The sequence below is a fragment of the Pseudomonas sp. V98_8 genome (genome assembly GCF_029967975.1).
In the GTDB taxonomy this organism is placed as follows: Bacteria; Pseudomonadota; Gammaproteobacteria; order Pseudomonadales; family Pseudomonadaceae; genus Aquipseudomonas; species Aquipseudomonas umsongensis.
The window spans coordinates 73432-93693 of sequence record NZ_JASCAE010000043.1 but is presented as its reverse complement, the minus strand read 5'-3'; the positions used below and the strand labels follow the sequence as shown (position 1 = coordinate 93693).

General features: G+C 59.3%; 18 protein-coding genes, 1 tRNA gene and 2 pseudogenes. 11 read left to right on the top strand and 10 right to left on the bottom strand.

Annotated features, from left to right (window positions below; translation table 11 throughout):
* Positions 1-41: 41 nt before the first annotated feature.
* On the top strand, positions 42-1532 hold the full coding sequence (locus QLG10_RS13415; protein WP_177411591.1) for an MDR family MFS transporter: 1491 nt from the start codon (positions 42-44) through the stop codon (positions 1530-1532).
* A gap of 105 nt (positions 1533-1637) precedes the next feature.
* Here the strand turns inward: QLG10_RS13415 and uvrB are convergent, their stop codons facing one another.
* Positions 1638-3653, bottom strand: a complete 2016-nt coding sequence (gene uvrB / locus QLG10_RS13410; protein WP_188264700.1) for an excinuclease ABC subunit UvrB — start codon at positions 3651-3653, stop codon at positions 1638-1640.
* Between the two features lie 336 nt (positions 3654-3989).
* Between uvrB and QLG10_RS13405 the strand changes: the two genes are divergently transcribed.
* The 3 genes and pseudogenes from QLG10_RS13405 (at position 3990) to QLG10_RS13395 (ending at position 5639) form a co-directional block, all read left to right on the top strand.
* Positions 3990-5186, top strand: coding sequence for an amino acid aminotransferase (locus QLG10_RS13405; protein ID WP_033042130.1), 1197 nt, complete (start codon positions 3990-3992; stop codon positions 5184-5186).
* Positions 5187-5309: 123 nt separating this feature from the next.
* Positions 5310-5393: pseudogene (locus QLG10_RS13400) on the top strand (outer membrane lipoprotein carrier protein LolA); the annotation flags it as partial.
* Between the two features lie 42 nt (positions 5394-5435).
* A complete protein-coding gene (locus QLG10_RS13395; RefSeq protein ID WP_020795512.1) occupies positions 5436-5639 on the top strand; it encodes a hypothetical protein in 204 nt (67 codons plus the stop codon).
* Here the strand turns inward: QLG10_RS13395 and QLG10_RS13390 are convergent.
* Entirely contained in the window at positions 5636-5866 is a 231-nt protein-coding gene (locus QLG10_RS13390; protein WP_110749209.1) for a hypothetical protein, read from the bottom strand. The two genes, QLG10_RS13395 and QLG10_RS13390, sit on opposite strands and share 4 nt — an antisense overlap.
* Before the next feature lie 230 nt (positions 5867-6096).
* On the opposite strand from QLG10_RS13390, the gene QLG10_RS13385 reads away from it, so the two are divergent.
* A tRNA-Asn gene (locus tag QLG10_RS13385) sits at positions 6097-6172 on the top strand.
* Between the two features lie 128 nt (positions 6173-6300).
* Here the strand turns inward: QLG10_RS13385 and QLG10_RS13380 are convergent.
* Complete coding sequence (locus tag QLG10_RS13380) at positions 6301-7818, bottom strand: nucleobase:cation symporter-2 family protein (RefSeq protein WP_110749210.1); 1518 nt, start codon at positions 7816-7818, stop codon at positions 6301-6303.
* A gap of 255 nt (positions 7819-8073) precedes the next feature.
* Between QLG10_RS13380 and QLG10_RS13375 the strand changes: the two are divergent.
* Both QLG10_RS13375 and QLG10_RS13370 read left to right on the top strand, forming a co-directional pair.
* A pseudogene (locus QLG10_RS13375) lies at positions 8074-8356 on the top strand (BrnT family toxin).
* Between the two features lie 3 nt (positions 8357-8359).
* Positions 8360-8683: a BrnA antitoxin family protein gene (locus QLG10_RS13370; protein ID WP_020795516.1), complete on the top strand. Its 324-nt coding sequence runs from the start codon at positions 8360-8362 to the stop codon at positions 8681-8683.
* 63 nt (positions 8684-8746) lie between these two features.
* Here the strand turns inward: QLG10_RS13370 and QLG10_RS13365 are convergent, their stop codons facing one another.
* Both QLG10_RS13365 and xth read right to left on the bottom strand, forming a co-directional pair.
* Positions 8747-9574 carry an arylamine N-acetyltransferase gene (locus tag QLG10_RS13365; protein ID WP_282487505.1) on the bottom strand — a complete coding sequence of 276 codons (828 nt, stop codon included), beginning with the start codon at positions 9572-9574 and terminating at the stop codon, positions 8747-8749.
* Positions 9575-9670: 96 nt separating this feature from the next.
* Positions 9671-10465 carry an exodeoxyribonuclease III gene (xth, locus tag QLG10_RS13360; RefSeq protein ID WP_110749215.1) on the bottom strand — a complete coding sequence of 265 codons (795 nt, stop codon included), beginning with the start codon at positions 10463-10465 and terminating at the stop codon, positions 9671-9673.
* Between the two features lie 155 nt (positions 10466-10620).
* Between xth and QLG10_RS13355 the strand changes: the two genes are divergently transcribed.
* Positions 10621-10920, top strand: a complete 300-nt coding sequence (locus QLG10_RS13355; protein WP_110749217.1) for a hypothetical protein — start codon at positions 10621-10623, stop codon at positions 10918-10920.
* A gap of 53 nt (positions 10921-10973) precedes the next feature.
* Here the strand turns inward: QLG10_RS13355 and QLG10_RS13350 are convergent, their stop codons facing one another.
* Together QLG10_RS13350 and QLG10_RS13345 are read right to left on the bottom strand one after the other, a co-directional pair.
* The gene (locus QLG10_RS13350) at positions 10974-12380 is read right to left on the bottom strand and encodes a DUF1254 domain-containing protein (protein ID WP_110749219.1); all 1407 of its coding nucleotides are present in this window, start codon (positions 12378-12380) and stop codon (positions 10974-10976) included.
* Positions 12381-12503: 123 nt separating this feature from the next.
* Positions 12504-14075, bottom strand: a complete 1572-nt coding sequence (locus QLG10_RS13345; RefSeq protein ID WP_110749221.1) for a GGDEF domain-containing protein — start codon at positions 14073-14075, stop codon at positions 12504-12506.
* A 208-nt stretch (positions 14076-14283) separates the two neighbouring features.
* On the opposite strand from QLG10_RS13345, the gene QLG10_RS13340 reads away from it, so the two are divergent.
* Positions 14284-14754, top strand: a complete 471-nt coding sequence (locus QLG10_RS13340) for a hypothetical protein (RefSeq protein WP_188264600.1) — start codon at positions 14284-14286, stop codon at positions 14752-14754.
* Between the two features lie 7 nt (positions 14755-14761).
* On the opposite strand, the gene QLG10_RS13335 is transcribed toward QLG10_RS13340, so the two are convergent.
* The 3 genes from QLG10_RS13335 to QLG10_RS13325 all read right to left on the bottom strand — a co-directional run bounded on the left by QLG10_RS13335 (position 14762) and on the right by QLG10_RS13325 (position 18220).
* Positions 14762-15421, bottom strand: a complete 660-nt coding sequence (locus QLG10_RS13335; RefSeq protein WP_110749225.1) for a ribonuclease T2 — start codon at positions 15419-15421, stop codon at positions 14762-14764.
* Between the two features lie 145 nt (positions 15422-15566).
* A complete protein-coding gene (locus QLG10_RS13330; protein WP_110749227.1) occupies positions 15567-16355 on the bottom strand; it encodes a 6-hydroxymethylpterin diphosphokinase MptE-like protein in 789 nt (262 codons plus the stop codon).
* A gap of 110 nt (positions 16356-16465) precedes the next feature.
* On the bottom strand, positions 16466-18220 hold the full coding sequence (locus tag QLG10_RS13325; RefSeq protein WP_282487504.1) for a L,D-transpeptidase family protein: 1755 nt from the start codon (positions 18218-18220) through the stop codon (positions 16466-16468).
* Positions 18221-18302: 82 nt separating this feature from the next.
* Between QLG10_RS13325 and QLG10_RS13320 the strand changes: the two genes are divergently transcribed.
* Together QLG10_RS13320 and QLG10_RS13315 are read left to right on the top strand one after the other, a co-directional pair.
* Entirely contained in the window at positions 18303-19004 is a 702-nt protein-coding gene (locus QLG10_RS13320) for a murein L,D-transpeptidase catalytic domain family protein (RefSeq protein WP_020795526.1), read from the top strand.
* A 104-nt stretch (positions 19005-19108) separates the two neighbouring features.
* On the top strand, positions 19109-20188 hold the full coding sequence (locus tag QLG10_RS13315) for a hypothetical protein (RefSeq protein WP_020795527.1): 1080 nt from the start codon (positions 19109-19111) through the stop codon (positions 20186-20188).
* The last annotated feature ends 74 nt before the right edge of the window (positions 20189-20262 follow it).

The following is a 20262-nucleotide window of genomic DNA, read 5'->3' as shown; positions in this document are numbered from 1 at the left end:
TCCGCCCGGTCGGGGAACCGACCCGGCGGGACTGGATCGCGGTGATGAGCGTGATGCTCGGCGCCTTCATGGCGGTGCTCGACATCCAGATCACCAATTCATCGCTCAAGGATATTCAGGGGGCGCTGTCGGCCACCCTGGAAGAAGGCTCGTGGATTTCCACCTCGTACCTGGTGGCGGAAATCATCATGATCCCGCTGACCGCATGGCTGGTTCAGCTGTTATCAGCGCGACGCCTCGCGGTGTGGGTTTCCCTGGGTTTTCTCGTTGCCTCGCTGCTGTGCTCCATGGCCTGGAGCCTGGAAAGCATGATCGTCTTTCGCGCACTGCAGGGCTTCACGGGCGGCGCGCTGATTCCGCTGGCCTTCACCCTGACCCTGATCAAACTTCCCGAACATCACCGCGCCAAAGGCATGGCCATGTTTGCGATGACGGCAACCTTCGCGCCATCGATCGGCCCGACGCTCGGTGGCTGGCTGACGGAAAACTGGGGCTGGGAATACATTTTCTACATCAACATACCGCCTGGCCTGCTCATGATCGCCGGGCTGATGTACGGCCTGGAAAAGAAAGCGGCCCACTGGGAATTGCTTAAAAGCACCGACTACGCCGGCATCGTTACCCTGGGCGTCGGCCTTGGCTGTTTGCAGGTATTCCTGGAGGAAGGGCATCGCAAGGACTGGCTCGAGTCCAACCTGATCGTGGCCTTGGGCAGCATCGCGCTAATTAGCTTGATCACTTTTGTGATCGTACAGTTTTCCAAGCCCAATCCGCTGATCAACCTCGGCATCCTGGGCAATCGCAATTTCGGTTTATCGAGTATTTCCAGCGTCGGAATGGGGGTTGGCCTGTACGGTTCGATTTATTTGCTACCGCTGTACCTGGCGCAGATCCAAAACTACAACGCCCTGCAGATCGGCGAAGTGATCATGTGGATGGGCGTGCCGCAGCTGTTCCTGATTCCCCTGGTGCCGAAATTGATGAAGGTGGTCTCGCCGAAATGGCTGTGCACGATCGGTTTTGGCTTGTTCGGCCTGGCAAGTTTCTACTCCGGCGTGCTCAACCCGGACTTCGCCGGGCCACAGTTCAACCAGATCCAGATCATTCGCGCATTGGGCCAGCCGCTGATCATGGTCACCATTTCGCTGATCGCCACAGCGTACATCCTGCCCCAGGATGCGGGGTCGGCTTCGAGCCTGTTCAACATCCTGCGTAACCTCGGCGGCGCCATTGGCATCGCCCTCCTCGCCACCCTGCTGGATGCACGGACCAAGACCTATTTTGATTATTTGCGCGAGTCCATCGTGCCAAGCAATCCACAGGTGGCCGAACGCCTGGCCACGTTGACCAACACCCTGGGCAACGAAACAGCGGCTTTGGGCAAACTCAGTGAGATCGCCCACCAGCAGGCGTCAATCATGGCCTACAACGATGCGTTTCATTTTGTCGGGATTGCGCTGGGGATCAGCATGTTGGCGGTGTTGTTGACCAGGACATTGCCGGCAGGGTTGAAGGCTGGGGAAGCACATTGAGACCGAGTCGCGGCCTTCGCGAGCAGGCTCGCTCCCACAGGAATTACGCTAAACCTTGTGGGAGCGAGCCTGCTCGCGAAGAGGCCCGCGCACGCAACGCAAACCTCAGACTGTAATCAAGCGCTCGCGCAACTTGGCAATCTCGTCACGCATCTGCGCCGCCGCTTCGAATTCCAGGTCACGCGCCAACTGGTACATCTTCTCTTCCAACGCCTTGATACGCTTGGCGATCTCACCCGGCGAGCGCAACTCGGCTTCGTACCGGGCGTTTTCCTCGGCGGCCTTGGCCATGCCCTTGCGCTTCTTGCTGCGCGAACCCGGCACGGTGGCGCCTTCCATGATATCGGCAACGTCCTTGAACACGCCCTTGGGCGTGATGCCATTGGCCAGGTTGAAGGCGATCTGCTTGTCGCGGCGACGCTCGGTTTCGCCGATCGCCCGCTCCATGGAGCCAGTGATCCGGTCGGCATACAGAATCGCCCGGCCATTGAGGTTACGCGCCGCCCGACCGATGGTCTGGATCAGCGAACGCTCGGAACGCAGGAAGCCTTCCTTGTCGGCATCGAGGATCGCCACCAGCGACACTTCCGGCATGTCCAGGCCCTCGCGCAGCAAGTTGATCCCCACCAGCACATCGAAGGTGCCAAGGCGCAAGTCGCGGATGATTTCCACCCGCTCCACGGTGTCGATGTCCGAGTGCAGATAGCGTACGCGCACACCGTGATCGGCCAGGTAGTCAGTCAAGTCCTCGGCCATGCGCTTGGTCAGCGTCGTGACCAGCACTCGCTCTTCCAGGGCGACGCGCTTGGTGATTTCCGACAGCAAATCGTCGACCTGGGTCAGTGCCGGGCGGATCTCGATCTGCGGGTCCACCAGACCGGTCGGACGCACCACCATGTCAATGACGCGCCCAGCGTGCTCGGCCTCGTAATTGCCTGGCGTCGCCGAGACAAAAATCGTCTGCGGGCTGATGCTTTCCCACTCATCGAAACGCATCGGCCGATTGTCCAGCGCCGATGGCAGGCGGAAGCCATATTCCACCAACGTCTCTTTACGTGAGCGGTCGCCTTTGTACATGGCGCCCACTTGCGGCACGCTGACGTGGGATTCGTCGATCACCAGCAAAGCGTCGGACGGCAGGTAATCGTACAGGGTCGGCGGCGGCGCCCCGGCTTCGCGACCGGACAGGTAGCGCGAGTAGTTCTCGATGCCATTGCAATAACCCAGCTCAAGAATCATCTCCAGGTCAAACCGGGTGCGCTGCTCCAGGCGCTGCGCCTCCACCAGCTTGTTGTTGGAACGCAGGTAGTCCAGGCGCTCCTGCAACTCGACCTTGATCCCTTCAACGGCATCCAGCAAGGTTTCCCGAGGTGTCACGTAGTGGCTTTTCGGGTAGAAGGTGAAGCGCGGCAGCTTGCGAATGACTTCACCGGTCAACGGATCGAAGGCCGACAGGCTCTCCACTTCGTCATCGAAGAGCTCGATGCGGATCGCTTCGAAATCTGATTCCGCCGGGTGGATATCGATCACATCGCCGCGCACCCGGAACGTCGCACGGGCAAATTCCATGTCGTTGCGGGTGTATTGGAGGTCAGCCAGGCGGCGCAACAATTCACGCTGGTCAAGCTTGTCGCCACGATCCACGTGCAAAACCATCTTCAGATAGGTTTCCGGGCTACCCAGACCGTAGATGCACGACACCGTGGTGACGATGATCGCGTCCTTGCGTTCCAGCAAAGCCTTGGTCGCGGACAGCCGCATCTGCTCGATATGGTCGTTGATCGAGGCGTCTTTCTCGATGAAGGTGTCCGAAGACGGCACGTACGCTTCAGGCTGGTAGTAGTCGTAGTAGGAAACGAAGTACTCGACGGCATTGTTCGGGAAGAACGCCTTGAACTCGCCGTACAACTGCGCCGCCAGGGTCTTGTTCGGCGCCAGTACCAGGGTCGGGCGCTGTACCTGGGCGATCACGTTGGCGATGCTGAAGGTCTTGCCGGAACCTGTCACACCGAGCAAAGTCTGGTGCGCCAGACCGGCCTCAATGCCCTCGACCATCAGGCGGATGGCCTCTGGTTGATCGCCGGCAGGCTCGAAGCGGGTGACTAGCTGGAATTCAGACATGTAAAACCTCTGGGATCACTCTTGCCAGAAAAACCGGCACGAACGAGAAAGACCGCAAACGACCGATGTCGCCCGAGGAAAAAACTGGATTGCGCTCAATGTGGAGCCGATTGCGGGCGCTTTCAAGGTAAACGTCCTACAACGCGTAAAGCCTTTGACGGCGCTAATCGACTAATGGTCGAAAAATAATAGAAAAAACTTACCTTAAAAGCCGATTCGTCTGTCGCCATCCCTCGCGGATGGCCTCTATACTAGCTCCCCGTTTGTGCACCGCTCTAGTGCATTCGGCTGGAGCGCGACACGTCCCTCCATTCTCCATTCAGAGCCGCCGCAAAAATGAGCCTGTTCTCCGCTGTCGAAATGGCACCACGCGATCCAATCCTGGGCCTCAACGAAGCATTTAACGCCGATACCCGTACCAACAAGGTCAACCTGGGAGTCGGTGTTTATTGCAACGAGGAGGGGAAAATCCCACTCCTGCGCGCCGTTGTCGAAGCCGAAACCATTCGCGTCGCTCAACACGCTTCCCGTGGCTACCTGCCAATCGACGGCATCGCCGCCTACGACCAGGCCGTGCAAAAATTGCTGTTTGGCAATGATTCGCCACTGATCGCCGCTGGCCGAGTCATCACCACCCAGGCCGTTGGCGGTACTGGCGCACTGAAAATCGGTGCCGACTTCCTCAAGCAACTGCTGCCGAACGCCGTCGTGGCGATCAGCGACCCAAGCTGGGAAAACCACCGCGCGCTGTTTGAAACCGCCGGCTTCCCGGTGCAGAACTATCGCTACTACGATGCCGCCACCCATGACGTGAACCGTGCTGGTTTGCTGGAAGACCTGAACGCCCTGCCGTCCGGCTCGATCATTGTGTTGCACGCTTGCTGCCACAACCCGACCGGTGTGGACCTGAGCCCAGCGGACTGGAACAACGTTCTGGAAGTGGTAAAAGCCAAGGGTCACGTGCCGTTCCTCGACATGGCATATCAAGGTTTCGGCGACGGCATCGATGAAGACGCCGCTGCCGTGCGCCTGTTCGCCGAATCGGGCCTGACCTTCTTTGTTTCCAGCTCGTTCTCCAAATCGTTCTCGCTGTACGGCGAGCGCGTTGGCGCCCTGTCTATCGTCAGCGAATCGAAAGAAGAAAGCGCGCGCGTACTGTCGCAAGTCAAGCGCGTGATCCGCACCAACTACTCCAACCCGCCAACCCACGGTGCAAGCATCGTCGCCGCCGTACTCAACAGCCCGGAGCTGCGCGCCCAGTGGGAAGCGGAGCTTGCCGAAATGCGCCTGCGCATTCGTGGCATGCGCACGCAAATGGTCGAGACCCTGGCGAAAAACGCGCCGCAGCGTGACTTCAGCTTCGTCGGTCGCCAGCGCGGCATGTTCTCGTACTCTGGCCTGAGCGTTGAACAAGTGCATCGCCTGCGCAATGAGTTCGGCATCTACGCCCTGGACACCGGCCGTATCTGCGTGGCTGCCCTGAACCAGAGCAACATCAAGGTTGTAACGGATGCAATTGTTCAGGTGATCTGATTGGTCTGCTGATGCGAAAAACGGGAAGCCTCTGGCTTCCCGTTTTTTGTTTGGCGCAGATAATTTTCAGCAACCAGAGCGAGCCCTCTAAACTGCACACATCCATCCACTGCAGGAGCGAGCATGCTCGCGATGGTCGTTAACGATGACTCGGAAAACCTGACGCCCCGCGGTGCCCTCAGGTTCTTCGCGAGCATGCTCGCTCCTGCAAGGTGTGGTGTACACCCGAGATTTCTTACGAGAGCCGATATGAAAAACGATGACCTACGCGCTGATCGCGATGACCTGGACGACTTCATCCCCCGCACCCCGGCCAGACAACGCGGCAACAACCTGGTGATGCAAGTCGCTGCCGGCGTGTTTCTCGGCGGCCTGGCCCTGTGGCTGGTGCAACTGGGTGCGACGGCGCTCTACGCCAAACTGATGCTTGGCACCATTACCTTCGGCGGCTAGGAAAGTTCGGTCGCGCGCTGGCTGGCGGCATCGTCATAGGCGACATACAGCGATTCAGCGACCTGGCTCTTGATCGCCTTGGTGCTTTCCAGGCCCAGGACAAAACCCTCGGCCTTGCCCCCTGCACGGTTCAACTCATCGGCGCTGCTGGCCTGGGTGATTGCATCGAACAGTTTTTCGGCGTGCGGGCCGACCCCTTTGGGCAGGCTGATTTGCGCGATGCTCATGGGAATACCCCATTGTGTCGAAGCTTTGTAACGGTCAAGCAAGTCATGGCACGTACCTTATCGGCGAATGGCCGGCAGCGCGTGGAACCACTTCCGGGTTGCCATGTTAGCCCTCGCCAGCGATTCCGGTAACCGCCAATCAGCGATAAATCACCGTCCGTCCCGATGAAACCCCGATTTTACTATCAGGTGCTTGACTTCTCTTTTTGAATCAGTAACATAGGCGCCATTCCGCGATAGCTCAGTTGGTAGAGCAAGTGACTGTTAATCACTGGGTCCCTGGTTCGAGTCCAGGTCGTGGAGCCAGACAGCAATATCGAAAAGCCCCTGAATCGAAAGGTCCAGGGGCTTTTTTGTGGTCGTTGTTTTTATTTCAAAAGAAAAAAGCCGACCTGTCTATTCAACAGATCGGCCCTTTTCAGTGACGCCTTGCGTCAGACATGCTCACTGTTCTTGGCCAACACTGGTCGCGGGTCCACCGCCCCATGTGCCGATTCCACCACTGGAATCTCCTTGCCATCGCAGTCGTGCAACTTGCCGTCGCTGAAGTAATCCCCTTCGCGCAACGCCGCCAGGTCCTGGTAGCGCAACACCCGCTCGGTGCCCGCCGCAAACACCGACTGCTGGTCGGAGTTACCGGCCGTGAGGTGGTTGAAGGTCAGGTTGAGCACGATGGCCATGATTGCCGAAGAGCTGATACCCGAATGGAAGATCGTGGCGAACCAGCTTGGGAAGTGATCGTAGAAGTTCGGCGCGGCGATCGGGATCATGCCGAAACCGATGGAGGTCGCGACGATGATCAGGTTGACGTTATTGCGGTAGTCGACCTTGGACAGCGTGCGAATACCGCTGGCCGCAACGGTGCCGAACAGCACGATACCGGCCCCGCCGAGGACGGAGGTCGGCACGGCGGCAATCACACGCCCCATGAACGGTAGCAGGCCGAGGATCACCAGGAACAGGCCGCCGGTGGCCACCACATAACGGCTCTTGATGCCGGTCACCGCCACCAGCCCCACGTTCTGGGCGAAGGCGCTTTGGGTGAAGGAGCCGAAGATCGGGGCGATCATGCTCGACAGCATGTCCGCGCGCAATCCGTTGCCCAGGCGCTTGGAATCGACCTTGGTGTCGATGATTTCACCCACGGCCAGGATATCGGCCGAGGTTTCCACCAGGGTCACCATGACCACGATGCACATCGACAGGATTGCCGCGAAGTGGAAGGTCGGCATACCAAAGTGAAAAGGTGTCGGGAAACCGAACATTGGCCCCTGGCCGACGGACGAGAAATCCGCCATGCCAAGGAACACCGCGACGACCGTACCGATGACCATCGCCAGCAGGATCGACAACCTTGAGATGGTGGCGCTGCCGATCTTGCTCAGCAACAGCACCAGCACCAGCGTCACCGCTGCCAACCCGATGTTGGCCATGCTGCCAAAGTCAGGGGCGTGACTGTTGCCACCCATGGCCCAGCGTGCCGCCACCGGCATCAGCGTTAGACCGATGGTGGTGATCACGATGCCCGTGACCAGCGGCGGGAAGAACTTGGTAATTCGCGAGAACACCGGCGTGATCAGCAATCCGATCAGGGAAGCGGCTATGACCGCCCCCAGGATCGACTGAAACCCGCCCTCGCCGCCACTGCTGACAATCGCCACCATGGTCGCGACGCCGGAAAACGACACGCCCTGCACCAGCGGCAACTGACAACCGAAAAACGGCAGACCCAGGGTTTGCAGCAACGTGGCCAGCCCCCCCGCAAACAATGAAGCAGCAATCAACAAACCGATGTCCGCCGGCGACAGCCCGGCCGCCTGCCCAATGATCAAGGGCACCGCGACGATGCCACCGTACATGGTCAGAACATGTTGCAGGCCGTAAGCCATATTCGCGCCGATCCCGAGATTTTCATCTTCAGGCCGTTGGTGTGAAACATGGGGCGTTTTCATGTTAGGGGGTTCCCTGGTTTTTGTTATGCGCACACTGTATTCAAGATCCAGGACAAATGTCTATAGAGTTGTATACAACTTGCCAGTCAAATTATGAACGGTCGTTCATGCAGGCTGTGTGCCATCGCGCATCACATCGTAAAAAACCTTGAAATACATCCGCGCGCCCCATTCTCCCGCGCCCACTAGTCTTTTGAATTCCTGGTGACCATCGGTAGTGATCGCCCCCTTTCATATACATATAAAGTATGCATAATGAAGTCATTCGAAATTCAGTATCACAGGGCGAAGAACGCAGCCAATAAACTCAAGCACCTGGGTATCAGCCTCGCAGAGACGGAGCCAGTGTTCCATGATGAACGGGCGCTAACCTTTGAAGACAATCATCATGACGGAACAGCGCTGGATCATCATGGGGCTGGACGGCAAAGGTCGTTTGCTGGTCGTGGCGTACACCCACCGTGACCCGAATTTCGTTCGAATCATTTCGGCGCGCCTCGCCAGCAAAAACGAGCGCCGTCAGTATCTGGAGGCTTGACCCATGAAAGACGAGTACGACTTCAGCCATGCCAGGCGTGGGGCAGTTGCCTCCAGCAAAGGCAAGACCCGTATCACCATCATGCTTGATGACGTCGTCATCGAAGCGGCACGCGCGCTCGCGGAGAGCGAGGGTTATGGCTACCAGACCGCGATCAACAACACACTGCGCAGGGCGTTGCTGACCGGGCATGACAAAACAGAAGGGAGCACTGGCAGGCACCTGAAAAAGGGGATCACCGCCTCTGAGTTGAAAAACCTGGAAAAAAAGCTCGCGCAAGCCCTCAGTGAAATTCAGCGGGTGATGGAGCCTGATGCCCGGCCTTAGAAAAGCACGGAAAAGGTGCAAATTGATCCAATCCGCACTTTTTTTGTGTGCACGATGCGTCGACTATTGCGGCGCTATCAATCGCTCAAGTGTGCTCATCAACGATGCATGCGTGGGCACCCGAATCTCGAACTCGCTTTCCAGCACGCCAATCAACTCCTGTAGGTCGGCCACTTCCCGGCGTTCACTGTCCTGCCCTGTACGATGGATTGCAAAGCTGCCGTTATTGAGGGTCCGTCGCCATCCTTCCCCGGTTCGAGCCACCATCAGTTGCCTGGCGAACGGTGATTCGGGGTGGGTCGAGACGTACCAGTTGCCAACGGCGTAATCGATGTCCTCCTGGCGCTGCAGATCGAAGATGTACATGGGTCGCCATTCATTCGCGACCTTGGCGCGAAGGGTGTAGCCGTCAACGTGCTGTTCAATGCGATACGGCTCGTGGGGAGTCCATTGTTCATCGCGGCTGTCGAGCAACAGCGGTGCCGTGGGCACCATGCCGCCGAAGCCGACGTCAGTGATGTAGCGCACGCCATCGAGCGTCACCAGGCTCAAACGGTGCGTACGCGCGGTCCAGGCACCCTCCGGCTGGCCCATGACCACGCGCCCGCTGATGCCCCGCGCGTCGAAGCCGAGCGCCTGGAGCAAGACCAGAAACAGATAGTTGAGTTCGTAGCAGTAACCGCCGCGCCCATCCTGCAGGACCTTTTGCTCGATCGATGCCAAGTCGATGCGCACCGGCTCGCCTGCCAGCGTGGTGAGGTTTTCAAACGCAAAGGCACCGGTGTGACGCAATTGAAGCAGGCGCAGGGTTTCAAGCGTCGGTGCCGGGGGAGCGTCGAATCCCAGGCGCCTTAGATAGGAAACAGTGTTTGCCAGACGTGGCTCGCTCATCGCTTTATCCTTATGCACGCAAGCTGTGGACGCTATGTATAAGGGATGAAGGGGTACGGCCGACAATTGATTTAGCCAATCGTCCGGCAAGAACACTCAACGGCGCTTGCGCGAGCTTAACTGAATCCAGGTGGGCGCATGGTCGCTGGCATGGGGTTCGTTGCGCACCCAGGCATCGACACCTGCGTCCTCCAGGTATGGACTCAAGGCCGGGTTGAGCAACAGGTGATCGATGCGTAAACCGGAGTTTTTCTGCCAGTGCTGGCGAAAATAATCCCAGAAGGTGTAGACCCGCTCATTCGGATACAGGTGTCGCAGAGCATCGGTCCAACCCTGGTCCAGCAGACGCTGGTAACACTCGCGGCTCTCGGGTTGCAGCAAGGCATCCTTGAGCCAGGAACGCGGGTTATAGATGTCGAGGTCGGTGGGAACCACATTGTAGTCACCCGCCAGCACTACCGGATGCTCACTGCCCTGCAGCGCCTTTGCGTAACGTATCAGGCGCTCGAACCAGGCCAGTTTGTAATCAAACTTCGGCCCTGGTTGCGGGTTACCGTTGGGCAAGTACAGACAACCCACCACAATCCCGTGTACGGCAGCTTCCAGGTACCGACTGTGACTATCCTCGTCATCGCCCGGCAGACCTCGACGGCTTTCCAGTGGCTGCGCATCGCGTGCCAGAATCGCCACCCCGTTCCATGACGCCTGCCCCTGCCAGATCGCTCCGTAGCCGATGGCCTCAAGCTGCGCGGCGGGAAACGCGCTGTCGACCGACTTGAGCTCCTGGAGACAGGCGATATCCGGTTGTTCGCGCTCAAGCCAGGCCAACAGATTTGGCAGGCGGGCGCGCATGCCGTTGACGTTGAATGTCGCAATTCGCAGCTTTTTCATGACCACCGTCCCGTTTGGCTGGGTCTCATGGGTGTGACCGCACGGCCTGCCAGGTGTTCGGTCCACCATAGACTGCCACTCGTCATGCTGCTGGCACCAACCGCCCTGCCCTTCACACCAACTTCAGGTAACGACTCATCTTTTGGAGACGGACCATGAAAAACGCCAGAATCACTTCGCTGTTTCTCGCTGGATTGCTTTGCGCGGCCTCCCTGGCCACCTTCGCAGCCGGCGATGGTGCTGATGCCGCGGGTACTAAATCCGGAGCATCCAGCGGGCCGGTCATGCCACCGGACAACACGCCGAGCTCGCCCTCGGGCGGCAACGCCGGTGACGGCGGTGCAACCGGCTCATCAAGTGGAAGCGCGGGCAGCAACAGCGGTTCGGGTGCCGGAGGGGGCACCGGGGCGGCTGGCGGAGGGACCGGCGGGGCTGGCGGCGGGACGGGCAGCTGAACGCGTAAAGGCAGCCGATGACGGATCATCGTCGGCTGCCTCGATTGCCCGCACTACATCTGCTTGACCGCTGGCGGATTCCACTTGCCGTTCAAGGCCTCCGACTTCGGACCGTACAAGCGCATGGTCAGGTTGAACGGCCCCTTGGGCGCCGGCAGCCAATTGGCTTCCAGGTCCTTGCCAGGGTTTTCATTCTGGAAATAGATATCGAGCGAGCCGTCAGCGTTGTTCTTGAACGGCATCCAGCTGCTGACCGCGAATCGGTTGAGCTCGTTCCCTACCTGGAAACCTTCAGGGTCGTACAGTGTGATCGACCAGAAGGCATTCACTGGAGGCACTTCATCCTTGGCGAAATGCAGCACGTATTTGTGCGCGCCGTCGAGGGCATTGCCATTTACATCACCGATATTCAAGGGATAGATCGCGTCTTCCGGCAGATTCGCGCCGAGCCCCACCTGCGCCACAATCGCGCGTTTGAGGTAGTAGTTGCCGTAGACGCCCATGGTGTCGGTGTTCATCGACCAGCCGTTGACCACTCGTGCGAGGGTAGGCACCTTCCACGCCATCAGTGCTTGCGCGTCCTTGGGCGCAGTCTCCAAGGCAGCTTTTATCTCAGGGTCCAGGGCATCCATGCTGAACGACTTGCCAGGTTCGATGCCAATGCGCTTGATTTGCGCCAGTAGCGGCTGATCGGTGCCGTGGGCCGGATGCACCTTGAGCAGTTCGGCGGCGTAGGCGAAGTAGTCGGCCGCCGACATTGTATCGACCTGGATTTTCGGCGGGGTCTTCATGTCCACGGCCGGGTCGATCTTGACGCTGACCGGTTCAGCACCTTTGCCCAGCCGAGACAACGGCGTCACGGTGTAGCCGGCCTGGATCTTGTGCACCGCCGCGTAGTCCGCCGCGCCATCGGTCTTGGTTCGCCCGATCACCCAGACAAAGGGCGTCGGCGCCGGCAGATGGTTCAGTCCCGCAGGTACTGTGCCGGTCCATCCCGGTGGGGTCACCAGGAACTGCGCTGCGTCGGTTCCGGTGGTGCGCCAGCCTGGCGAAGCGAATACGTCACTCCACATGTCGAGCATCGGCAGCAAATAGAAGCGTCCGGCTGTATCTGGCGCAGCGATGACCAGCGGTTCTTTGGTCAGGTCGAGCCATGCGATGGAATACAACGTGTCGAAATTCGACCGCACCACCCCTTTGAAATCTGCAGGCGGGTACTCAGGCACACTCACAAACATGTTCATCGGGCCTTTGCCAAACTCCTTGCCCGGTTCAATGTTGGTGAATTGCTTGCGGGTGATGTCCATGGTCAACAGCGGATAAAAGTAAACGTAGGCATCCACGCCAATGGCATGCGCTTCTTCGGCGGTGATTTTCGATTGCGCCTGACTGACCAGCGGAAAGACCGCGCTGGACGCAACAATAAGGGCTATGGAGGTCAAAGCTTGGGTTATCGACATAGTGGCGATCGTCCGTGCGATGGGGAGATCTGCCGGAAGTGGCAGAGCTATCGGAACTCTAGACGATCAATTGCACAAGTTCTGACAGGCAGACAATCGGCTACCGCTAGTCGCGCAGCCACGTCAGCGGTCCGATCGCACGAGTGCCTGCGCCCCGCCCTCCACCGACAACGTCGCCGAACGGTTCCTGCCCGAATGCTTGGCCTGATACAGCGCAGCGTCCGCGCGCTGGATGAACACTTCCACGCTATCGCGCCCCGTTGGCACGAACGAATAGCAACCGAGGCTGACGGTCACGTATCCGCAGGGCGATCCCGAATGGCTGATGTTCTTGTCCATGACGCCGCGACGGATCTGTTCGGCAATGTTCATGGCGCCCTGAATATCGGTGTCAGGCAGCAACACCGCAAACTCTTCGCCACCGTATCGCACTGCCAGATCGGCTTTGCGATGGCAGCAACTTTTCACGGCACGTGCCACTTCGGCCAGACAGTGATCGCCCACCACATGACCGTAGGTATCGTTGTAACGCTTGAAAAAATCGATATCGAGCATGATCAGGCTCAGCGGGCTGTGTTGCCGGGCGCCGCGCCCGAATTCGATATCGAGGGCCCGCTCGAACAACCGGCGATTGGCCAGGCCGGTCAGGCTGTCGTGGGTGGCAATCAGCTCAAGTGCTTGCTGAGCTTGTCGCAAGTCCGCCTCGACCTGCTCACCCACACGCACCTGGCGTATGAACACCCAGCCGATCAGTCCGATGCCCAGCATGACCAGCACGACGATGGCGCTGGAGCGAAATGCCGTGTCGTACCAGTCCGCGAGAATCGAATCCCGCGACGATGCCGCCGAGACCACCAGCGGGTAGGCCTCCAGCTGCCGATAACCATGCAGGCGGACAATCGAATCCATCTCTGAGGCGAACATCGCGTTGCCGGAAGTCGCGCGAGGCAGCAGGTTCTGAAAGATTTCACCCTTGGCCAATGACGTACCGATCTGCGCTTGCACATAGGGCCGACGGGCGAGCAACGTGCCATCGGTCAATGCCAGGAACATCGCGCCGTTGTCATCGATACTGAAGCTTTTGAAGAACTGCTCGAAGTACGACATCTTGATGCCGGCCAGCAGCACCCCCTGGAACTGCCCCTTCCTGTCATTGACCCGCTTGGAGATCGGAATGATCCATTCGCCATTTTCCCGACTGCGGATGGCCGGGCCGATGTGCGCCACGGAAGAAATGTTCTGCTGGTGAAACCTGAAATATTCGCGATCGGCCACGCCGTTGCCGCGAGGCAGTGCTTCAAACGAGGTCACGACCCACTGGCCCTTTTGGTCGAACAACAGGATGCCGTGCAATTGATCCAGCGCCTGCACCCGCCGGACGAAGGTCTTCTGCAAACGTGGACGTTGGGCTGGGCCGAATCCGTCGGCCTGAATCCAGTCCACCAGGCTGGTCAGCACCAGATCGGCTTGCATGAAGGTGTCTTCGGCCTGCTGCGCCATGGCCCGCGTCAGGTTCGACGAGGCGACCTGGGCCTGGCTCAGGTCATGGCGCCGGGACTGCTCCAGTTGCAGATAAAGCAAGGCGCACAGGCATAGGCACACCGCGCCGATAAACAACACTGCGGCGTTGCGCAGCGGTATGCGTTTCAAGGCGATCCCTTGGGCGTGATACAACTCATCAAGGCGTGTTGGCAAAAAGCGCTCCCTGAAAGGACAAGGCACGAGCGACACCCCCATGCCTCTGGTTTTGGGCGCCAAGTCTACGATGTTACCCGCGGGAAAAGCGCAGCAGATGCCAAATGTTTAACCATCCCCTGGAAACTGTCAGCGACATGACACAGGACAACTGCCACATCACCATCAAGGAGCTACGATGAGTGTTACACCACGACAGGGAAATGAAATGAGCAAGGCAGACGAGCTGGCCGTAAAACTGAAACAGACCCGGCCCTCCGGCATCGATCAGGCGATCGACAGTTGGCCGGGCCAGGTCTATGAGCTGTATCACCGGATCGAGGCCTGGTTACAGCCATTGACCGAGGCCGGCCTGGTCCTGCGGCGCAACCCCACTCACGTGTTCGAGAGCCACCCACAGGGTGACACCTTCGACTATGCCATCGACCAACTGGTGATCACCGGCAATCGCCAAAGCATCACGCTCGATCCCGTCGCGCGCTTCACGGCGGATGGCGAGGGGCGGGTCGAAATCCACTGCAAAGGCAACGAACTGGCCCTGTTGCGCACCGTGGACGAACACGGCGCAACACATTGGTGGCTACAAGTGATCGAACAAGCCGCAGCGCAACCGGATGCGGTCGCGCTGACCGAAAACAATCTGCTGTCGGTGGTCCAGGCAGGACTGGAGCTCGGGTGAAGCACCATCACCGCAAAGGTGGAACCCGGATATCACCGGCACGGCATTGTGTCTTCACTCCGGTGCCACAAGACGCAAACGCCAGGTCCTTGTCCATGCAGACCCGAACCTCCGACAACTGCGGCCCGTTGCAGATCACCGCAATGCCATCCCCCGGCAACCCCGGATTGCTCTGGCGAAACATCTGCTCAATGTCCCGGGCTGAAAAATAAAGCGTGTTATTCAAGGGTTGCAGTTGCTCGGGAATCCTGACCGCGCCCAAGGCCTTGTCGGAGGCCTCCAGGTAACCGATGGCACCTAGGCCGCTGCACGTGCCGTGCTTGGCCCATTCGTGCTCGAGCAGCTTGTTGGTCGGGAACAGCATCAAGCCCTTCGCCCGCTCCTCTGGCGAAAGCTTCACCCTCGGCGCGCAGGACTTCGGCCAACCACCCCGGGCGTATTGCGGCCAGAGGCCGTGAAGTACAAAGCCATAGCCTTTGCCGGAACATTGCGCGTCGTCACGATGGGTCAGGCAGTAGGTAGGAGACCAGGACAGCACCAACAGATAGTAGTCAAACACCCCCGCCACGGATGGCGGCCTGGCGCTCCCTGAATCCCGGGCGCTGCTTGGGCCCACGCTGGCGAACGTCAACACGATCAGCGCGACCATGGCGTAAAGTCTTTTCATCGGCACGTTCCTTCGAGGTGATTTCATTGGAAATAACACCGACCGACACTGGACCGGTCAAAAGCCGATACTTTGGCACAGCCACGAACGCGCTCCACCAAGAGAGTCATTCGAAATGTGTGATGTCGTGCAGAAGAACAATCCGTCAAAGCAACCTGTCGAGCTCTTCCAGGGTCATCCGTGGAATCAGTCGCGATGGAATTTTCGAGACGCCGGACAAGTTGTAGACCTGAAAATCCTCGTTGATGACTTGCTTCGACAGGATCTCGAACGACGGCAGGATTCTCGTCTGAAAATGGTCGTCGAGCACGCAGGGTGAAACGAATTTGCCTGGCGTTTCATAGAAGCGCCCCGCTGTCGGGTCCAGGTCGACGCCCACCAGGAACACCCGATTGAATCCCAGGTGGTAGGCGAGCTGCAAAGCCAGGTAGGCGACGGTACGCGCGTCAAAAAAACCGCGTTTGAGGTTCTTGCTGAAACCCAGGGTTTTACTCCGCCCCCTGCCTAGCTTGCGGACCCTGACAAGGTCTTTGTCAGTCCTGAAAAAATCACTCCACACCAACTTGGGTGCCCGGCTTAGCAAGTACAGCTTGCCTTGGGGCTTTAGCGAGGTGTGCCAGACATGTTTTTCCCACAGCGCAACCCGCTCGCTGATGCGCATGGCCTCGGTGAACAATTCCGGCTGCTGCTCGGAAAACCCCTGGTCGGTACACACATAAAAGTACGGCTTGATACCTGTACCCGTGAATTTCGAAATGGCACCGTTCATGCTGATCATTGGAACGCCAGCATACCTGTGCAACGGGAAATCCTTGGCCGATTTACCCGACGCCACGATGAACACGGGTCCCTTTTGAATGTTGCGACACTCATCCAGGTCGTGCACCCGAAGCGCCCGGGTAATGAGTGTCGTTTTTTTGTCGGCAACATCCATCGTCAATGTCCCTATCCCTATCCCTATTTAACTGAACAACTGTGACCCATTTTCATGTCCATGGTTCTCAATGGGTCCCCCCGGCCTGGCTTCTCGCCAAGGCGCCAGGACTACAGCGTGTCTTGCCCCCTAACGACCAGTGACGGCTCTGCTCGTTGCAACTCCAGGGCAGGCAACTTGGAAGGCTGGTTCAAGAGTCGCAGCACTGGCGAATCGTAACCGTAAACGTCCGGTTTGAACGTCACCCGTCCGTCGTTATTCAGATCCACTGTCCAATAGGCCAGCAGCACGGGCACCTTGACGGGAAGGCTGATGTTTTGAGTCTTGCCGTTGGCCAGTTGCTTTTGAATACCCGCCGCGTTCCAGCGCACAGGGTCGTTGAACAGCAGTTCAACCAGCTGCAATGGATTCTCCACCCGGATGCAACCGGAGCTGGTGGCACGCATGGATTTGGAGAACAGCTCGCGATGCGGGGTATCGTGGAGGTAGATCGCATAGTCGTTGGGGAACCGGATCACCACCTGCCCGAGCGAGTTATCCGGGCCGGCGTCCTGGCGCAGGGTGATGCCGCGCGCATTGGACCAGTCGACGGTCGACGGGTCGAGCGTGTTGCCTTGCCGATCCAGGGCGCGAATCCGGTTGGCCGCCAGGTAACCGGGATTCTGCTGAATCTTGGGCAACATATCCTTGACGAGAATCGTTGGCGGAACGGTCCAGGTGGGGTTGAAGGTGACGTAGGTGATTTCGGACTGGAACACCGGCGTGCTGCGAAACGGTTTGCCGACCTGCACCCGGGAACGCCAGATCGGCTGACCGTCGCGGTACAGGGCGACCTTGTAGCCAGCGATGTCGACGATGACAAAGGTGCCTTGCAGCTTATAGAGCAACCAGCGCGCCCGCTCCATGTTCACCCGCACCTGGTCGATTCGCGCCTCGACCGGTACATTCAGCGCCGCCAGGGTTCCCGCGCCCGCCACGCCATCTGCGCCGAGGTATTGTTCCAGCTGATATTTCTTCACCGCGGCGATGACGCTGTCGTCGTAATCGGTACGCTTGGACTTGTGCGGGTCCAGGTACCCGGCGGCCACCAGGCGCGCGCGCAATTGCTTGACAGCTGCATTGTCCATGCCGGGCTTGAACGACTGCCCTTCGGCGACTTTCGGCCAACCACCGGCATCGCGCACCTTGCGCAACTGCGCAAGGCTCTCGCGCAGGCGGCGATAAACGGCCTCCTGGGGCGGCGCTTGGGCGAAAGCACGAGCCACGTCGTGATCATCCAGGGCGGTGAAGAAGGTGTTCATGTCTTCGCGAGGATCGATGCCCTCGGGTTCGAAGTTCCAATGAAAATCCAGGCGTGCCGGGTCAACCTTGCCCCGGCGCAATTGCAGCAACGCCGTGACGTACGTGCGGGTCGCCGCAATATCGAACGCCGCCCATTGCGCCGGGGTTGGTGCCGTGGCCTGCAACGCCAGTTGCGCCTGGGCCAGTTCACCGGCCCGATAATCGGCAGGAACCAAGCCATCGGCCTGGGTATCATCCAGGCCCTTGAGCAACTGGCTGACATCTCGCCCGTTCCTCCACGCGGCGCGGAAATTGCGGTGTGAATAGAAATCCAGCACCACCCGGGCCACATCCACCCGTTGATGCTTGCGTGAGGTCAGCAGCGGAGGAAATGCCGATTGCAAGGGTTCGAGCTGCGCCTGGATCGCCTGGCCGATTTCGTCATCGGGTGCTGCACCAAGCACGCTCACGGACACCGGAGATACCGGCACGATCGGCGAAGTTTCACCCACAGCAGTGCCGCTGATCAGAAAGACCATAAAAAATACGCGGCTTATGACGAATAACCTTGTTAATTGACCCATGGATAATCCTTAATCGCCTGTAATCAAAGGGCTAGCGTTCAACTCGCTGCTAGACTCGACATATTCCTGATGAGACATTTTTATGGCGCTACATCGCTTTGGCTTCCTGACAGCCCTGTTGCTGACGTCGGCTATCCTTCCATCAGCCTACGCCGATTCGCTCGAAGTCGCGCTGGCCAAAGCTGCTCCAAACGCCAATGCCAAGGTCATTGCCCTGGCGGTTCGCGCAACACAGTGTACCCGTGCCCAAGGTGCAGCACCGGCACAGAGACTAGCAGTGATCGATTATTCACTGCCTTCTACCGAACAGCGCCTGTGGGTATTCGACCTGAAAAAACGCAAGCTGCTGTTCCACGAACTGGTTGCCCATGGCCGTAACAGCGGCGAAAACATGGCGACCCAGTTCTCCAACCAGAACGAAAGTTTCGCCACCAGCCTGGGCCTGTACCGCACCCAACAGAGTTATGTCGGCCAGAACGGTTATTCGTTGCGCATGGAAGGCCTGGAGCCTGGCTTCAACGATAACGCCTTCGACCGGGCAATCGTCATTCACGGCGCGCCCTATGTCAGCCCCGTGCTGGCCCGCGCCAACGGCCGGATCGGCAGGAGCCTCGGCTGCCCGGCGGTCAGGCCGGCCATCGCTCACCGCCTGATCGACTCGATGAAAGATGGGCAGCTGCTGTTTTCCTATTACCCGGACCAGCGCTGGCTGAAATCCTCTTCGTACATCAATTGCGGCAGCGGCACGGTGGCCTCGTCGGACAAGGTCACGTCACGCCAGTAAACCGACTGCTGAAGCGGGTATCTACTAAAGGCGGACATTGCATCACGGAAATTGCGTCATCCACACGCTTATAATCCGCTCGTTCGCCCGCATTCGAGACCGGTATGACCGCTATCCATATCAAGTTCCCCTCCCTGACCCTCAAGGCCGGCGCCAGGGCGCTGGCCCGCATTCGCGAGCGTGGCTTGAGCGCTGCGGACGTCGGCACGCTACCCGGTGCCGCTGGCGGTCCCAAAGCCCTGGGGATTCAGGGTCTGGACCTGGCATTGTTCGGCGAATGGCTGCCGGCGGCACCGCGCGAGCGCTCGTTGATCGGCGCATCGGTGGGCTCCTGGCGCTTTGCCAGCGCCTGCCTGCCGGATGCTGCCGAGGGCTTGCGGCGCCTTGGCCACCTCTATACCGAACAGAATTTCGCTAAAGGCGTAACCATGGCGCAGATCAGCCAAAGCTCGCGGCGCATGCTCGATGATCTGCTCGATGGTCGTGACGCGACCCTGCTCGACAACCCCTACTATCGCTTGAACATCATGGTAGTCAAAAGTCACGGCTTGCTCGCGGACGACCACCGTGGCCGCCTGGGATTGGGCTTGTCGTCGGTGATCGCCGATAACCTGCGCGGTCGTGCGCGGCTGGCCCGGCACTTCGAACGGCTGATCATCCATGACCCGCGCCTGGCACCACCGGTCAACGCGCTGAACGACTTCCCGTCGCGCTTCGTCGCACTGGACACCTCCAATCTACGCCAGGCCCTGCTGGCCTCGGGTTCGATCCCGATGGTGATGGAAGGCGTGCGACACCTGCCGGGCGCTGGTGCGGGCACGTTCCGCGATGGCGGCCTGCTGGACTATCACCTGGACCTGCCCTACAGCGGCAACGACATCGTGCTGTATCCGCACTTCACCGACCGGGTGATTCCCGGTTGGTTCGACAAGACCTTGCCGTGGCGCCGCGCCTGCCCTGCGCGCTTGCAGGATGTCGTACTGCTGGCGCCATCGAAGGAATACCTGGCGCGCCTGCCTTATGGCAAATTGCCGGATCGTAATGACTTCAAGCGCTTCATGGGCGACGCCCCGAGCCGCCAGAAATACTGGCGCACGACGATGGAGGAAAGCCGCCGCCTGGGCGACGAGTTTCTCGAACTGACGGCCAACGGTCATCTCGCCGAACGCTTGCTGACCCTTTAGTCAGGACAAGCTGTTAAACTCGCCGTCTGCCCACATCGCCGCGGCGATCGCCACCTGAACAGAGCTCAAACCAC

Coding starts and splice junctions, on each gene's coding strand:
- uvrB (WP_188264700.1), bottom strand. CDS start 3,653: ATGTCTGAATTCCAGCTAGTCACCCGCTTCGAGCCTGCCGGCGATCAA.
- QLG10_RS13405 (WP_033042130.1), top strand. CDS start 3,990: ATGAGCCTGTTCTCCGCTGTCGAAATGGCACCACGCGATCCAATCCTG.
- QLG10_RS13395 (WP_020795512.1), top strand. CDS start 5,436: ATGAAAAACGATGACCTACGCGCTGATCGCGATGACCTGGACGACTTC.
- QLG10_RS13390 (WP_110749209.1), bottom strand. CDS start 5,866: ATGAGCATCGCGCAAATCAGCCTGCCCAAAGGGGTCGGCCCGCACGCC.
- QLG10_RS13380 (WP_110749210.1), bottom strand. CDS start 7,818: ATGAAAACGCCCCATGTTTCACACCAACGGCCTGAAGATGAAAATCTC.
- QLG10_RS13370 (WP_020795516.1), top strand. CDS start 8,360: ATGAAAGACGAGTACGACTTCAGCCATGCCAGGCGTGGGGCAGTTGCC.
- QLG10_RS13365 (WP_282487505.1), bottom strand. CDS start 9,574: ATGAGCGAGCCACGTCTGGCAAACACTGTTTCCTATCTAAGGCGCCTG.
- xth (WP_110749215.1), bottom strand. CDS start 10,465: ATGAAAAAGCTGCGAATTGCGACATTCAACGTCAACGGCATGCGCGCC.
- QLG10_RS13355 (WP_110749217.1), top strand. CDS start 10,621: ATGAAAAACGCCAGAATCACTTCGCTGTTTCTCGCTGGATTGCTTTGC.
- QLG10_RS13350 (WP_110749219.1), bottom strand. CDS start 12,380: ATGTCGATAACCCAAGCTTTGACCTCCATAGCCCTTATTGTTGCGTCC.
- QLG10_RS13340 (WP_188264600.1), top strand. CDS start 14,284: ATGAGCAAGGCAGACGAGCTGGCCGTAAAACTGAAACAGACCCGGCCC.
- QLG10_RS13335 (WP_110749225.1), bottom strand. CDS start 15,421: ATGAAAAGACTTTACGCCATGGTCGCGCTGATCGTGTTGACGTTCGCC.
- QLG10_RS13330 (WP_110749227.1), bottom strand. CDS start 16,355: ATGGATGTTGCCGACAAAAAAACGACACTCATTACCCGGGCGCTTCGG.
- QLG10_RS13325 (WP_282487504.1), bottom strand. CDS start 18,220: ATGGGTCAATTAACAAGGTTATTCGTCATAAGCCGCGTATTTTTTATG.
- QLG10_RS13320 (WP_020795526.1), top strand. CDS start 18,303: ATGGCGCTACATCGCTTTGGCTTCCTGACAGCCCTGTTGCTGACGTCG.
- QLG10_RS13315 (WP_020795527.1), top strand. CDS start 19,109: ATGACCGCTATCCATATCAAGTTCCCCTCCCTGACCCTCAAGGCCGGC.